At 59.6% G+C, this 14,210-nt stretch carries 13 protein-coding genes and 2 pseudogenes; 7 read left to right on the top strand and 8 right to left on the bottom strand.

Going from position 1 to position 14,210, the window contains the following annotated elements; all coding sequences use genetic code 11:
• Positions 1-27: 27 nt before the first annotated feature.
• Positions 28-546, bottom strand: a complete 519-nt coding sequence (msrB, locus tag ACA052_RS04860; protein WP_497648642.1) for a peptide-methionine (R)-S-oxide reductase MsrB — start codon at positions 544-546, stop codon at positions 28-30.
• Between the two features lie 152 nt (positions 547-698).
• Here msrB and ACA052_RS04855 point away from each other — a divergent pair, with 152 nt between their 5' ends.
• Together ACA052_RS04855 and ACA052_RS04850 are read left to right on the top strand one after the other, a co-directional pair.
• Complete coding sequence (locus ACA052_RS04855) at positions 699-1,415, top strand: response regulator transcription factor (RefSeq protein WP_497648641.1); 717 nt, start codon at positions 699-701, stop codon at positions 1,413-1,415.
• Positions 1,412-2,935: a sensor histidine kinase gene (locus ACA052_RS04850; protein WP_497648640.1), complete on the top strand. Its 1,524-nt coding sequence runs from the start codon at positions 1,412-1,414 to the stop codon at positions 2,933-2,935. Before ACA052_RS04855 ends, ACA052_RS04850 begins: the two co-directional genes overlap by 4 nt.
• A 141-nt stretch (positions 2,936-3,076) precedes the next feature.
• On the opposite strand, the gene ACA052_RS04845 is transcribed toward ACA052_RS04850, so the two are convergent.
• The 5 genes and pseudogenes from ACA052_RS04845 to ACA052_RS04825 all read right to left on the bottom strand — a co-directional run.
• Entirely contained in the window at positions 3,077-3,832 is a 756-nt protein-coding gene (locus tag ACA052_RS04845; RefSeq protein WP_497648639.1) for a class II aldolase/adducin family protein, read from the bottom strand.
• Positions 3,829-4,779 carry a CobW family GTP-binding protein gene (locus ACA052_RS04840; RefSeq protein ID WP_497648638.1) on the bottom strand — a complete coding sequence of 317 codons (951 nt, stop codon included), beginning with the start codon at positions 4,777-4,779 and terminating at the stop codon, positions 3,829-3,831. The genes ACA052_RS04845 and ACA052_RS04840 overlap by 4 nt, the downstream gene beginning before the upstream one ends.
• Positions 4,776-6,524 carry an amidohydrolase gene (locus ACA052_RS04835; RefSeq protein WP_497648637.1) on the bottom strand — a complete coding sequence of 583 codons (1,749 nt, stop codon included), beginning with the start codon at positions 6,522-6,524 and terminating at the stop codon, positions 4,776-4,778. Before ACA052_RS04835 ends, ACA052_RS04840 begins: the two co-directional genes overlap by 4 nt.
• 100 nt (positions 6,525-6,624) lie before the next feature.
• Complete coding sequence (locus ACA052_RS04830) at positions 6,625-6,819, bottom strand: hypothetical protein (protein ID WP_497648636.1); 195 nt, start codon at positions 6,817-6,819, stop codon at positions 6,625-6,627.
• Positions 6,820-6,881: 62 nt separating this feature from the next.
• Positions 6,882-7,004, bottom strand: a pseudogene (locus ACA052_RS04825) (thiamine pyrophosphate-binding protein); the annotation flags it as partial.
• Between the two features lie 133 nt (positions 7,005-7,137).
• Here ACA052_RS04825 and ACA052_RS04820 point away from each other — a divergent pair.
• The 5 genes and pseudogenes from ACA052_RS04820 to ACA052_RS04800 all read left to right on the top strand — a co-directional run bounded on the left by ACA052_RS04820 (position 7,138) and on the right by ACA052_RS04800 (position 12,287).
• The gene (locus ACA052_RS04820; RefSeq protein WP_497648635.1) at positions 7,138-8,043 is read left to right on the top strand and encodes a LysR substrate-binding domain-containing protein; all 906 of its coding nucleotides are present in this window, start codon (positions 7,138-7,140) and stop codon (positions 8,041-8,043) included.
• A 223-nt stretch (positions 8,044-8,266) separates the two neighbouring features.
• Positions 8,267-8,740 (top strand): annotated as a pseudogene (locus ACA052_RS04815) (ABC transporter permease); the annotation flags it as partial.
• Positions 8,741-8,820: 80 nt separating this feature from the next.
• The gene (locus tag ACA052_RS04810) at positions 8,821-9,321 is read left to right on the top strand and encodes a hypothetical protein (RefSeq protein WP_497648634.1); all 501 of its coding nucleotides are present in this window, start codon (positions 8,821-8,823) and stop codon (positions 9,319-9,321) included.
• Positions 9,322-9,518: 197 nt separating this feature from the next.
• On the top strand, positions 9,519-10,223 hold the full coding sequence (locus tag ACA052_RS04805; RefSeq protein WP_497648633.1) for a hypothetical protein: 705 nt from the start codon (positions 9,519-9,521) through the stop codon (positions 10,221-10,223).
• 633 nt (positions 10,224-10,856) lie between these two features.
• Positions 10,857-12,287, top strand: coding sequence for an aminotransferase-like domain-containing protein (locus tag ACA052_RS04800; protein ID WP_497648632.1), 1,431 nt, complete (start codon positions 10,857-10,859; stop codon positions 12,285-12,287).
• A gap of 95 nt (positions 12,288-12,382) precedes the next feature.
• On the opposite strand, the gene ACA052_RS04795 is transcribed toward ACA052_RS04800, so the two are convergent.
• Together ACA052_RS04795 and ACA052_RS04790 are read right to left on the bottom strand one after the other, a co-directional pair.
• The gene (locus tag ACA052_RS04795) at positions 12,383-13,183 is read right to left on the bottom strand and encodes an N-acyl homoserine lactonase family protein (protein ID WP_497648631.1); all 801 of its coding nucleotides are present in this window, start codon (positions 13,181-13,183) and stop codon (positions 12,383-12,385) included.
• A 14-nt stretch (positions 13,184-13,197) separates the two neighbouring features.
• On the bottom strand, positions 13,198-14,157 hold the full coding sequence (locus ACA052_RS04790) for a diiron oxygenase (RefSeq protein ID WP_497648630.1): 960 nt from the start codon (positions 14,155-14,157) through the stop codon (positions 13,198-13,200).
• Between the last annotated feature and the right edge of the window lie 53 nt (positions 14,158-14,210).

Here is a 14,210-nt window from a genome sequence, read left to right as displayed (position 1 = left end):
TCGACCTGCAAAAGTGAGTAAAAGGAATCAGGCCGCCAGTGGTTTGAACGTCATCGCCAGACCGTTCATGCAATAGCGTAGACCGGTGGGTTTTGGGCCATCGTCGAAGACATGCCCCAGATGACCGCCACACCGTCGACAATGCACTTCTTCGCGCACCACGCCAAACGAACGGTCCTGGCGAGTGGCCACGGCCTTGTCCAGCGGCGCCCAGAAGCTCGGCCAACCGGTACGGCTGTCGAACTTCGTGTCGGATGAAAACAGCGCCAGGGCGCAGCCGGCACAGGCGAACGTACCGTCACGGTGTTCGTTGTTCAGCGCGCTGCTGTAGGCACGTTCCGTCCCCTCTTCTCGCAGGATGTCGTATTGCTCGTCGCTGAGCATGGCGTGCCATTCGGCGTCGCTGTGAGTCACCTCGAACACCTCCGCCGCGTTGGCGTCGCTGATTAGCGCAGTGCTCACCGAAAATTTTGGCAATACACCGATCACCAGCGCTGCAGTCCCCAGCCCACCGCTCGCTAAAAGAAATTGTCGCCGTGAAAACATGGCCGTCTCCAAAAATCCAGGATGCCTTTCATGGAACACAGCCTAGGCTTGGGTTGATCGCCAAATCCTCACGGAGAGTTAAACAATTCGTGATAACTCAACCTGAGGAAAACCCGCACAATGTGCCCATTCGCTACAAAGGATTGAGCTTGATGGAACAGACCAAACGCGTCCTCGTGGTCGAGGACGACCTGCATATCGCCGACCTTATCTGCCTGCATCTGCGCGATGAGCAGTTCGAGGTGGTGCACTGCGCCGATGGCAATGAAGGCATGCGACTGCTGCAGCAAGGTACCTGGGACGCGCTGATCCTCGACCTGATGCTGCCCGGCGTCGACGGCCTGGAAATCTGCCGCCGCGCACGTGCCATGGCACGCTACACACCGATCATCATCACCAGTGCGCGCTCCAGTGAAATGCACCGGATTGTCGGGCTCGAACTGGGTGCCGACGATTACCTGGCCAAACCCTTCTCCATGCTCGAGCTCGTGGCCCGGGTCAAGGCGTTGCTGCGCCGGGTCGACGCCATGGCCCGCAACCTGAAAATGGACGCCGGCAGCCTGAACGTCGATGGCCTCTCCATCGACCCGATCACCCGCGACGTTTCCCTCGAAGGTCGTCGCCTCGACCTCACGCCACGGGAGTTCGACCTGTTGTATTTCTTCGCCCGACAGCCCGGCAAAGTGTTCTCGCGCATGGACCTGCTCAATGCCGTGTGGGGTTACAGCCATGAAGGCTACGAACACACGGTCAACACCCACATCAACCGCCTGCGGGCGAAGATCGAGGCCGACCCGGCACAACCGGTGCGCATTCTCACGGTGTGGGGCCGAGGCTACAAATTCGCGGCCAAGGAGGAGCAGCCATGAGGTTGACCCTCACTCAACGCCTGTCTCTGGTGTTCGCCGTGTTGCTGCTGGTGTGTTGCGGCACCTCGGCATGGATGCAGGTGCGCTCCAACCAGATGCATGAACAGGAAGTGGTCCAAGGGTTGTCGCGGGATCTGGCTCAGCACATTGCCCGTGACACCGTGTTGATGGACACCAAGGGCCTGATGCCCGATGCCGTGCGCAATTTGTTCAGCCAGCTGATGCTGGTCAACCCGAGTGTCGAGGTGTACCTGCTCGACACCGAGGGCAAGATTGTCGGCAACGCGGCTCCCGAGGGGCGGATTCATCGGGACCGGGTCGACCTCGCGCCGATCCAGCGCCTGCTCAAGGGTGATGCCCTGCCGATTCTCGGCGACGACCCGCGCAGCCTCGATGCGCGCAAGGTGTTCAGCGCCGCGCCGCTGAAGGTCGATGGCAAGCCGGCCGGTTATCTCTATGTGGTGTTGCTCGGCGAAGACCACGATCGCCTGGCCGAACGCGGCGCCACCAGCGCGGCCCTCAATACCGCCCTGTTGTCCATCGCGCTGGTCGCCCTGCTCTGCCTGATTGCCGGTCTCACCGCATTTGCCTTGATCACCCGGCCGTTGCGACGCCTGACCGAAACTGTCAGCCGGTTCGACATTGATGGTGTCCCGTCGACGCCACCCGCCTCCGCGCCACTGGAGAAAACCGCCAGCCACGACGAGATTGCCATACTCGACGCCACCTTCCGCCAGATGCAAGCGCGCCTCAGCGAGCAATGGCGCTCATTGACCCGCCAGGATCAGGAGCGCCGCGAATTGGTGGCGAACATCTCCCACGACCTGCGCACACCGCTGGCTTCGCTGCACGGTTACCTGGAAACCCTGTCGCTGAAAGACGCCACGTTGTCCCCTGCCGACCGTCGCCGCTACCTCGGCATCGCCCTCGACCAAAGCCGCAAGGTCGGAGGGCTGGCACAATCGCTGCTGGAGTTGGTACGGCTGGAGCACGGCTTTGTGCAACCGGTGCTGGAACGCTTCTCGCTGACCGATCTGGTGCAGGATATTTTCCAGAAATTCGAACTGACGGCCGAGGCGCGGCAGGTCGAATTGAAGGCCAATTTCGCCCCCAATATTGGCGCCGTCTGTGCCGACCTGGGGTTGATCGAGAGGGTACTGACCAACCTGTTCGACAACGCCTTGCGGCACACACCGCAGGGCGGTGCTATCGACATCAGCCTCGGTCCGCAAGGCAGGTTCGTCGAGATCACCGTCAGCGACAGCGGCCCGGGCATTGCTGCCGAACTTCGGGAAGGCTTGTTCTTGCGCCCGTTCAATATAGGTGGCGCCAGGCGTGACGGCGGTTTGGGGTTGCGCATCGTGCACCGGATCCTGCAGCTGCATGGCCGCGAGATCCGTCTGGTGGATATGCCGGGGCAAGGCGCGACATTCAGCTTTACGCTGCCCGTGGATGAGGAAACGGCGACGGCCCTGGCTGAGCGCTCGATGAATCTGAACTCACCGGCTGGGCAAGCCTGACACACCGTGGTGCCTATTTCGCGAGCAAGCCCGCTCCCACATTAGATCTCCAGCGAACACACTATTTGTGTACGACACAGATCAAATGTAGGAGCGGGCTTGCTCGCGAAGAGGCAAGCACATTCAATAGAGGAGCACAGCTCAGTCGCGATAACCCGGAGCAACCCGATCAAGCAATCGCAACAACGCAGCCCAGGCCAGCTGCATCGCATCCGGGTCGTTCAACTCGCCTTCATCCAGCGGCCGGCCGGGATCGTTGAACTGACGTTCGGTGTATTCGCACACATCAGCCGGCGGTAAAACCAGTTCACCGGCAGCTTGCGCGGCCAACTGAATTTCACAGGCCTTTTCCAGGTAATACATGCGCAAAAAGGCCTGGCTCACGGTCTCACCAACGGTCAGCAATCCGTGGTTGCGCAGCATCAACACCGGCTTGTCGCCAATGTCCTGCACCAGGCGCTGTTGCTCGCTCATGTCCAGCGCCACGCCTTCGTAGTCGTGGTAAGCCACCCGGCCATAGAACTCCATCGAGATCTGGTTCACCGGCAACAATCCGCACTTCAACGCGGCCACGGCACAACCGGATTTGGTGTGGGTGTGCAACACGCACTGCGCATCTTCACGGGCGCCGTGAATGGCACTGTGAATCACAAAACCCGCCGGGTTGACCGGATACGCCGACGGCTCCACGGCATGGCCATCAAGACCAATCTTCACCAGGTTGGACGCGGTGATTTCATCGAACATCAACCCATAAGGGTTGATCAGGAAATGATGCTCCGGCCCCGGCAGCCGCACCGAGATGTGGGTGAAGATCAGATCGCTCATGCGAAAGTGCGCGATCAATCGGTAACAGGCGGCCAACTCTTCACGTAAATGTTGTTCTGTCTGATTCATACAGGCTCGTCCTCTTTCACTTTGCATACCTCCAACCCCTGCCCCAACGCATCCCAGCCGTCGAAGCCACGACGAGCAATAAACACCAACCGTGAAGCGTTAGCCAGCGCCTCATCCGTGGCGGGCAGAAACTGGCTGCGGGTACCGACATGTTGCAACCAGTGAGCCTTGCCGCCCTGCGCCAGCACCACCAACCCCTTGACCCGGAACACGTCGCCGGGTAGCGCCTGCAACCAGCCACGCAAACGTTCGACGTTAAGCGCAGTCGTGCTCTGCCACAACCAACTGCTGAACATTTCACTGTGATTGTCGGTCGACACCGGTGTCAGCGGCTTCAGCGCACGCGGTTCAAGGTCTAGGTCCGAATCCAGCCAAAGGGCATCTGGTAGCTCCGACTGCACACTGACATGCACCCGGGTCCTGGCGCCCAATGCATCGCGCAGCGTCTGCATCTGTTGGTCATCGACCAGATCGGATTTGTTCAACAACAGCAAATCGGCCGCGGCCACCTGCGCCCTGGCCAGTCGGGCGTACTCGCCCTCGAGTTGCAAATGCCGAGTGGCGTCGACCACGGTGATCACCATGTCCAGGTGCATCTGGCTGCGCAGTTGCGGGTAGGCCAGGGTTTGCACGATACGCTGCGGGTCGGAGACGCCACTGCATTCAATGACGATGCGTTCAAGCCTTGGCTGCATTTGCGCCATGCCGGTCAGTTGCGCCAACAGGTCCTCTTGCACCGTGCAGCAAATGCAGCCGTTTTGCAGGCTGACCACCGCGTCCGTGACTTCGGAAACGATGGCCGCATCGATGTTCAGCTCGCCGAAATCGTTGACGATGACCGCCATCCGACTGCCTTCCGCACGGCGCACCATCCGGTTGAGCAAGGTGGTTTTACCGGCACCGAGAAACCCCGAAACAACGGTGACTGCGATCCGTGGTGTGTTCATTTCGCCTTGCCCTCCAGCTCCGGTGGTTCGCCCTGCCAAACCGCTTTCAAACCTGCCGACGCCAGTGTCGAGTGACGGTCGTAGACCAACTGCCCTTCAACAAAGGTCAGCAGCACGTTGGTGCGGTGGATGTAGTTGCGCGCCGGCTCGGCGAACAGGTCGCGGTCGATCACGATCAAGTCTGCCGACTTGCCGACTTCCAGGCTGCCGGTGCTGTGTTCAAGGCCCATGGCCACGGAACCGTTGCGGGTGACCACGTTCAGCGCCTGCTCAAGGCTGATCGGGTCGCCGAAACAGGCCGGATCGTCGTTCCACGGATTCTGGCGGGTGACCATGGTTTCCAGCGCCAGCCACGGGTCGATGGACGCCACCGGCCAGTCGGTGCCCATGACCGCGGTGCCACCGGCTTCGAGCACACCCTTGAAATCATAGATGCGTTTGAGTCGCTCCTGGCCGTAACCTGAGCGCGCACCGCTGGCGAACGGCGTCGGGTACCAGGCGGCTGGCGAGAATTCGGCGATGACGTTCAGTTCCTTGAAGCGCGGCAGGTTGCCCGGGTGCAGCAACGTGCTGTGGGCGCACTGGTGGCGCACGCCACTGAAACCGTTGCGGCGACGAGCCTCGGCCACGGCATCGAGGAACACGTCGGACGCACCATCGCCGGTGCAGTGGGCGATCACCCGGATGCCCTTGCTGTCCATGTCCACCACCATGTCGGTGATGTGCTCTGGGGTCAGGTTGAGCTTGCCACGCCAACTCGATTCTTGCGGCCACGGCGTCAGCAAGTAGGAGGATTTCGGTTCGACCGTGCCGTCGAAGTGGAACTTCACTGCGTTCGCACTCAGGCGCGCGCTGCGGTAGTAGTGACGCTCACCGCTGAGCAATTCCCAACGACGCCGCACCGGGAAAATATCGTCCTGCCAACTGATGGCGGCCTCGATCCGAACGGTCAGCTTTCCGCTGTCGTCGAGTTCTTTCAGCGCCTGCAAGCGTTGTTCGCAGACGTGTACGTATTTGCTGGCGGTCACGCCACGAGAGCTCTGGAAATGCACACCATCGCGGTAGGCACGACGCAGCACGCTGACGGGCGTTGGTGGCATGGCGGCGTGGATCATCGCGTAGGCGCCGTCGATCATCAGGCCGGTGGGTTCGCCGGTCAGTTCGTCGCGCTCCAGGTAGCCGTTGCGCGGGTCGGCGGTGTGGCGATCGATGCCGGCCAGTTCCAAGGCCTTGGAGTTGACCATCATTGTGCCCCACATCCGGTCGAGCAGTGCCACCGGGCGGTCCGGCATGACGCTATCGAGCCAGGCGCGACCCGGCGTCAACCCGGCCTCGCGGAAGGTGTAACGCACCCAATATTGCCCATAAATCCAACCGTCACCCGGGTGGGAATCGGCATAGGCGAGGATACTTTCGCGCAGTTGCTCAGGCGTCGGATCTTCGATGCCGACATCCAGGTCATCGCTGTAGCGTGGCGCCAACGCCAGGTCGGGGTGGGTGTGCATGTCGTGCAGGCCCGGCATGCAGAACGCGCCTTGCAGGCCATGCAATACGGTGTTCGGACCCTTGAACGCCTGAAGCTCGCCAAGGCTGGCGACACCTATCAACTTGCCGTCGCGGATCGCCACGGCCTCGGCCCACGGGTTCGATGGATCCTGGGTATAGATGCGGCCGTTACCGAGGATCAGATCGGCGTATGTCCCTTGCGTGGAATGGGTCGAGGTAAAGTTGTCGGACTCAGCCATGTAAGCCACCTTTTGAGTTCAGTGCGATAGGAAGGTCCACCAGCGCCTGGCGCTTTGGGGACCTGGAAATTTTTATAGTTGTCACACGCAGCGCGGGTGCTTACTCCGCAAGAAACGCCGCGGCGTCCAGTTCGAGCATTACCGGTGTTTCAATGCTGGCGAACCGGCCCAGCAGCTCGCGCAAGTTGTGCAGATTGCCCACCCGGTGGTGGGGCACATGACAGCTTTGAGCCAGGGCGGCGAAATCCGGCGTAAGGATGTCGACCCCCAGTAATGGCACTGCTCGGGCGTTCATGTAGTCGCGGATTTCGGCGTAGCTTGAGTTGTTCCAGAGCAGCAGGATTACCCCGGCGCCAGCCTCAGGCGACTGCCGTCCAGGCCGCGATAGAGCTCGACGGTGTGCACGCCGGGAATGCCGAAGACGGTTTCCACGCCAAAGCCTTCCAGCAATTGAACGAGCGCCTGGGCACAACGGGTCATGCAGCACCTCTTTGATGGATGACGAGTTGAGCCAGTATTGTTGAACCAACCAATACAACAATCGATTTTTTTTGGCCTGACTGTTCAATTTCCATCACCATATGTGCGACATCCACCGACAACGGAATGACTTATGCGTTTTCCTTCGATGACAGCCCTTCGCGCTCTGGACGCAGTCGCCCGCCTTGGCAGCGTGTCGGTCGCCGCCCGTGAACTGAACCTGACCCGCAGCGCGATCAGCCACCAGATCAGCAAGCTTGAGGAATGCGTCGGCTTCGCCCTTACCGAGCGGATTGGCCGGGGCATCGGTTTGACGTATCAAGGCGAACGCTATGCGCGTGAAGTGCACGGGATTCTGTTGAACTTGCTGGACGCCGGTCAGTTGGTCGACGACCAGGAGATCTCCGGGCGACTGTGCGTCAGTTGCGCGCCGGGCTTTGCCACGTATTGGTTGTGCCATCACATCGGCGCGTTCTTGCGTCAATACCCGCAAGTGCAACTGCAGCTGATTTCACCCCGCACTCCGGACGACATCAACAACCCCGGCGCCGATTTGTTTATTGCCTACGGGATTGGCGACTGGCCGGAAATGGTCGTTGAAGAGATCGTTGCATTGCGCTTTTTCCCGGTGTGCAGCCCGCGCCTGATCAACGCACTGGGCGGCCTGAAAAATCCGCAGGAGCTCAGCGGCTACCCGTTGCTGCATATGACCGACTATTCGGACTGGCGCGTCTGGCTGACCGCCGCCGGCGCTTCGGGGGTCAATGCGACCAGCGGGATCCTGTTCTCCGATGCGCACTGCGCACAGTCGGCGTGCATTGCCGGCCAGGGCATCGCCATCGGCGACAACCTGATCAGCGGCGATGCGTTGTCCAAGGGCCTGTTGGTCCGCCCATTCGACATCACGATTGACCTGCATCGCGGTTATTACTTGGCTACCGACCCGCAAAAAGCCGACCGCGCGGTGGTCCAGGCCTTCAGCAACTGGGTCAAGACCCAACTCCAATCATCCCACCAGACCTGGCAGGACACCCTCTGAAAGGCTGACCCGAAATACGCTGTAGGAGCGAGCTTGCTCGCGAAAAACCCAAGCGCGCCGTTGGGTCTCAGTTCCACGCGGCATCGTTAGCGACTATCGCGAGCAAGCTCGCTCCTACAGGTCCGCCTGGAATTGAGTAATAAAACTAACCAATACCTGCAAAAATAATTCCATTGATGTAGCGATATTTTTAACAATAATGAGCCCAAAGCCCCGGCCGGATTTGTACTTCATGGAAACCAAACTCGGGCGCTACGCACCGGGGATGGGCTACGACACCCTGACCGGCGTGGTGATTGCCCATGTGATCAGGGTGGTGCCGTATGGCGTGGTGACCATGCTGGTTGCGCTCAGCCAGATTGATCGGCGTATTGAACTGGCCTCGCGTAACTTCGGCGCAAGTCTGATGCAGACCACGTTCAGGGTGATCCTGCCAAACCTGAAACTGGGTATCGCCTCCACTGCGCTGCTGGCCTTTGCGCTGTCGTGGGAAGAAGTTGCGGTGACGCTGTTCATCACCAGCGTCAACGTCGATACCTTGCCAAAGCGGATCTGGAGTGGTTTGCGCGATAACGTCGACCCGAGTGTCGCGGCCATTTCGGTGCTGCTGATCTCGTTGACGTTGCTGGTACTGATTGGCCGCTTGGTGCTTCAACACCTGGCGGATAAACGCGCGCAGAAACTGCTGCATCCGTGAATTTTCCGGGGAAATAGTCGACTGCTTTCCACGCGGTACGGCTATGATCCCCGCACTCTTTTCGGCACGGACGCTGCGCGATGCTCAACACCCTGCAAAATACCCCGTTGTGGGTTTACGCCATATTTGTGCTGTTGTGCTACTTCGGCATCAAGGCCCTGTCCCCTACGCGTGAAAGCAAAACCTCGCTGCTGATCACACCACCGATTCTGCTGGGTTGGTCGTTTTCCTCACTGAACCTGACGCTCGATCCAACCCTATCAATTAGTTGCTGGCTGGCGGCCATAATCGCCGGCAGTTCCGTTGCACTGATGATTTTTTCGCGCAAGGGTGTTCAGTTGGATGAAGCAGGAACCGGGCTGATCGTACCGGGCACGATTTTGACGCTGGCGCTCTATCTGCTGTTTTTCGCGGTCAACTATCACTTTGGCTATCAGGCCGAGGTTAATCCGGAGTACTCGGCGACGCTGCCGATGGTGTTGCTCAAGGCCTGCGCGTCGGGCTTTGCCAGTGGACTGTTCTGCGGGCGTTCGATCAGGTTTTACCGCGAGTTCCGCACCCTGAAGACCGCCCCCCTGTAGGAGCTGCCGCAGGCTGCGATCTTTTGATCTTAAACAATCAAGATCAAAAGATCGCAGCCTGCGGCAGCTCCTACACACAGGCAGGTCTTTTGTCTGACAGCCGTGACAACGCCGCCTCGGTCCAATAGATTAGGCGGCCTGAAAAGGCCCAGCGCTTTTTCGCCCTAATTCAAGCTAAAAGAAGTAGTGAAATTTCAATGTCCGATTCCAATACCGCTGAATCCGTAGTCACCTTGTCGTCCAAAGCGGAATACGAAAACTCCATCAATCTTTCACAGCACGTGCCCCAGGCCAAGACCATCAGCGAGATGGTGCTGGACGCTTTCCAATCCACCCGGGAAAGCGACCAGATCCGCGAGCTGCGCGCCGCGATTCGCCAGGCTCACGACGGCTTCGACGACGATAAAGCCTACGAACTGATGGGCGAACTGAAGCAACTCAAGGACGCCGAGGCTTCCGACATTGCGGCCCTCGAAGACTTGAGCAGCAAATTCCCGATCAGCCGCATCCTCTCCAGTTTCAAGGACGACCCGGCCTTTCAGGAATTGGTCTACGGTCTGGCGCTGAAGGTGCTGAACCAGACGCATCAGGCCATCAGCAACCCGAGCAGTGGCAAGAGCAAGGCTGCGCGCGCCAAGAAAGACGTCGAAGTGTTCACCATCAGCAAAGACGGGATCAGCGTCACTTTGCCGCTGCGCACCCCGCGCTCGCGTCTGAGCGTGGACCGTGAAGCGCTGGAGTTCCTGGGCTTTACCTTTGTTGGTGAAGGCGAAGAAGCTGAGCTGGACGGCGAGACGTTCCTTGACAATGCTGGGGCCGAACAAGCCGTTAATCGCAAAAACATCATCACCGCGCTTCAGCAGCAAACGGCGTTTGATGGCTATAGCATTGCGGCGCAGTAATATGGCCTTACAGCGATCAAGCGCGTACGCCCTGTAGGAGCTGCCGGAGGCTGCGATCTTTTGATCTTGCTTTGGCTTTTGATCTTCTTGCCCCATCGGCAGGCCGAGCGCAGGTTCTGCGCAGTGGGCAACCCGGCATGGATGCCGGGTTAGCCGCGCACGGCCATGGATGGCCGATCGCGGCGGGCCCACGGAGCAGGACCGGAGCGAGGGAACCCTGAGCCTTAGCGAAGGGCCGTACGCCAGGGGCAAGAGCCCTTGGTTACTTGGGGCTCTTCCAAGTGACTCGCTGTAAGAGCGAAACCGCCAGCAGCCGCTACCAAAAAAACGGATATGCCCCCAATCCAATCCAATCCAATCCAATCCCAACAAACTCCCCCGCAGTGCAAGATAAGCCCCCCCCCCCGCGTCAACAATTACAGCCCCCACTCAAAAAATCTCTGAAGTAAACAGCACCTCCCCCTGAGCGCGGCTTTTTATTGCCCGCGACTCCAGCAAAAGCGCGATTACTCTTCCAGTATCGACACCAGAACCAACACATCCCTTAACCCTTGAGCACCACGGGTCCGTCTGCAGGGATCGTCAACTCACTTTCCAGCCCAAGACCTCAGTGGTGCAATTGCTGAGGTCACCATGCACACGACGCCCCTCTACCGTCAGTTAGCCAACCACTACCTGAACGCGATCCGCAGCGGCACCCTGAAAACCGGTGAACGCTTCCCCTCCATACGCCTGATGATGGAAAAACACGCCGTCAGCCTGTCGACGGCGGTGCAGGTATGCCGGGAGCTCGAAGACTATGGCGTGCTTGAAGCACGCCCGCGCTCCGGCAACTACATACGCCAGCCCGACACACTGCCCAAACCCATCACCCCCCCCTCTCCCCCGCCACTGGACACCGGCGTCTACGTCGGCATTCATGAGCAAGTTTCGTCGGTACTCAAGGCCAGCCAGCGCGCGACGATCAAGGTCAACTTCGCCAGCGCCTACTGCGCGCCGGAACTCTATCCGCTGAAGATTTTGCAGGACCACATGAGCAAGGCACTGCGCCTGGATCCACATTTGCTCGGTGCACCGGGCTCGACCTGCGGCAACCTTGCCTTGCGCAGCATCCTTGCCCGACGAGCGCTGACGGCCAAGACCAACCTGGCAGCCGAACGAATTGTGATTACCAACGGCGCGACCGAAGCGATTAACCTCGCCTTGCGCGCGGTCACCCAACCCGGCGACACCGTGGCCGTGGAGTCACCGACCTTTTACGGGCTGTTGCAAACGCTCGAAAGCTTGAACCTGCGGGTGCTGGAAGTTCCGGCGACGGCCGACGCGGGAATCAATCTGTTCGCCCTTGAACAGGTATTGCAAAGACCCGAGCGAATTCGTGCCTTGATCGTCATTCCCAATCTGCAGAATCCGCTGGGCAGCATCATGCCCGACGCCCATAAGGCGCGGCTGGTGCAACTGTGTGCCGAGCACGACACTGTGCTGATTGAAGACGATACCTACGGCGATCTGGTCGATTCCGAACAGCCGTTGTCCACCCTCAAACACTGGGACCGCACCGACAACGTGATTTATTGCGCCTCACTGAACAAAACCCTGGCACCCGGCATGCGCCTGGGCTGGATCAGCGCCGGGAAATGGCACGACCGCGTGGAAATGCTCAAGCACACGCAATCCCGTGGTTGCGAAGCGTTGTCGCAACTGGCGGTCAGTGCGTTCATGAAGACACCGTCCTACGAACGTTACCTACGCCGTTTGCGGAAAACGCTGACTCAACAACGCCGACACATGAGCGCAGCAATCACTCGTTACTTTCCCGCTGACACCTGCGTGACCAACCCTCAGGGCGGCACATTGTTGTGGGTGGAATTGCCGCCGCAGCATTCGTCCATGGCGTTCTTCCATGAGGCATTGAAGGTCGGCATCCAGATTTCGCCTGGGAATATCTTTTCCAACGGCAAGCGTTTCCATCACTTTGTGCGCATCGGCTGCGGAGCGCCGTATACACCGAAGATAGATGATGCACTGGCAACCCTCGGCCAGCTCCTCAAAAACCACGGATAAACTCAATCCCTGTAGGAGCTGCCGCAGGCTGCGATCTTTTGACGTTGATTTTTCAAGATCAAAAGATCGCAGCCTGCGGCAGCTCCTACAGGGTTTTATGCGGGATTTTCGTGGAGGCAGATGATGTGCGGGTCGTCATTCCAGTGGGGGAAACGTTCGGCGATCAGCGGGTCGTGTCCGGGTATGACATGGTCTTCGCTATCGGCCAGGCGATCGATTTCGTCGAACGCTTCCAGCGTCTGCGCCAAGTCATCGAGAATCGGGAACGGACTGCGCTGCCGAATATTCGCCCACAAATGCGCAGCATCCGAGGCCAGGACAACCCACCCACGCTCAGTCGCGACGCGCACCACCTGGCTGCCCGGCGTATGCCCGCCCACAGGGTGCAAGGTCACGCCGGGAAGCACTTCGACGGTGCCTGTGTGCAAGCGCATCCGCCCCTCGAACAGCGGCGGCAATGCCGACATCACGTCATCGACCTCGTAGGTCTTGTTCACCGTGCGATGGGCCATTTTCGGCCCGGTGCAGAAGCGCAATTCCGCTTCTTGCACATGCACCGTTGCCTTCGGAAACAACCCCAGGTTGCCGGCATGGTCCCAGTGCAAATGGGTGAGGATCAGGTGCTCGACCTGCGCCGGATCGATGTCGAGTTGGCGTAGGGATTCTTCCGGCAGGCGATACATCTGACGATCGCGTCGATCCGCCGTCGCCGGTTGAAAACAGGTGTCGACCACCACTACAAGCTGCGGGTTGCGGATGACCCAGAAGTAGTAGTCCAGCGGCATTGACGCATTGGGATCACCACAGCAGGCGTCGTAAAGAAAGTTCTCGCGCGCGGTGCGCTGGGCATTGGCGCCGACACGGATGGCGAACACTTCGTACACAGGAACGGACATTTTCACCTCCTGATTCAAGCCACAGCCGCTGTTTTGAGGGTCGGTCGAAAGTCGAAATCGATCTGGTCGGTAATCCCCAGGTCCTCGGCCAGGCGCAGCAGCCCGCTGTAGTCACGCATGATCGTGGCGTTCTTGTTGCTCTCGCGGGTGTCGGCAATGATCAGCGCAGCCTCCTCGACCCCAAGTTGCGTGAGAATGGCCTCCCACATCGAGTAGTCCTGGGCAACAAAGGCACTCAGCGCGACTGACAATGTCTGTGCGAAAAATGCCTTTTGAGGCGGCTGCATGTTGGCGTACATGACTTTCGCCACTTCAGCGAGAATCTTGCTGTGGGCGTATTCGTCACGGTTATGCAGTTCGGCGACGCGACGGTTTTGCGGTTGGATGCTCTGGTCGTCGGCCAGCAAATCCAGATAGGCGTTGACGCTGATTTCGGCCACCACCGCAAAGGTGATCGCCGCCAGGTCGCGCTGCCATTGCTCGGGCAATGCTTCGCGCAGCGCGACAAGCCGCAGATAGGTCACCGACGGCGGCAGCTCCAGATCCTGATCGAGTGCGCGTTCCTCTTTGGTGCGCTCGACGGCGCGAAGGTGCATGAGCGTGTGGTAGTGCTCGTCGATCAATGTCTGCTGCATCGCTTCGCGAAAATGCCAGTCGTTTTTGCCCAGGTACTGATTGGCGATGACGCTCAGCGCCGGGTTCACCACGTGCTCTTCGGCCGTGACTGTGCGCAGGTTGTAGCCGATCCAACCCCAGGTCACCACGGTGCTTTTGAGCTCATCGCTCAAGGCCTGGAACTTCGGGTGATGGAAGAAGGGCACCATGCACTCCGGATAGTCGGGGCGCGCCGGATCGAACGCTTCGTCGACCGACGCCCTGTCCGGCGCACACACCGTGGCCCTCTTGGTCCAGGCCTGATTGAGGCGCACGACCAGTTGATGATCGACCTTGGCAATCTCGATTGCTGTTTGCATGACGCGATACCTGTAAGACGCCTACCCCCAAGGGGTAAGCAGATTGAATAATG

This window comes from Pseudomonas sp. LBUM1644 (assembly GCF_059716195.1).
Note: the sequence above shows the minus strand (reverse complement) of the source record. Positions and strands in the feature narration are given on the sequence as shown.

Excerpts from the sequence above, each read along its gene's own strand:
- ACA052_RS04845 (WP_497648639.1), bottom strand. The coding sequence starts at position 3,832 with ATGAATCAGACAGAACAACATTTACGTGAAGAGTTGGCCGCCTGTTAC.
- ACA052_RS04850 (WP_497648640.1), top strand. The coding sequence starts at position 1,412 with ATGAGGTTGACCCTCACTCAACGCCTGTCTCTGGTGTTCGCCGTGTTG.
- ACA052_RS04840 (WP_497648638.1), bottom strand. The coding sequence starts at position 4,779 with ATGAACACACCACGGATCGCAGTCACCGTTGTTTCGGGGTTTCTCGGT.
- ACA052_RS04790 (WP_497648630.1), bottom strand. The coding sequence starts at position 14,157 with ATGCAAACAGCAATCGAGATTGCCAAGGTCGATCATCAACTGGTCGTG.
- ACA052_RS04805 (WP_497648633.1), top strand. The coding sequence starts at position 9,519 with ATGTCCGATTCCAATACCGCTGAATCCGTAGTCACCTTGTCGTCCAAA.
- ACA052_RS04855 (WP_497648641.1), top strand. The coding sequence starts at position 699 with ATGGAACAGACCAAACGCGTCCTCGTGGTCGAGGACGACCTGCATATC.
- ACA052_RS04830 (WP_497648636.1), bottom strand. The coding sequence starts at position 6,819 with ATGAACGCCCGAGCAGTGCCATTACTGGGGGTCGACATCCTTACGCCG.
- ACA052_RS04820 (WP_497648635.1), top strand. The coding sequence starts at position 7,138 with ATGCGTTTTCCTTCGATGACAGCCCTTCGCGCTCTGGACGCAGTCGCC.
- msrB (WP_497648642.1), bottom strand. The coding sequence starts at position 546 with ATGTTTTCACGGCGACAATTTCTTTTAGCGAGCGGTGGGCTGGGGACT.
- ACA052_RS04810 (WP_497648634.1), top strand. The coding sequence starts at position 8,821 with ATGCTCAACACCCTGCAAAATACCCCGTTGTGGGTTTACGCCATATTT.
- ACA052_RS04795 (WP_497648631.1), bottom strand. The coding sequence starts at position 13,183 with ATGTCCGTTCCTGTGTACGAAGTGTTCGCCATCCGTGTCGGCGCCAAT.
- ACA052_RS04835 (WP_497648637.1), bottom strand. The coding sequence starts at position 6,524 with ATGGCTGAGTCCGACAACTTTACCTCGACCCATTCCACGCAAGGGACA.
- ACA052_RS04800 (WP_497648632.1), top strand. The coding sequence starts at position 10,857 with ATGCACACGACGCCCCTCTACCGTCAGTTAGCCAACCACTACCTGAAC.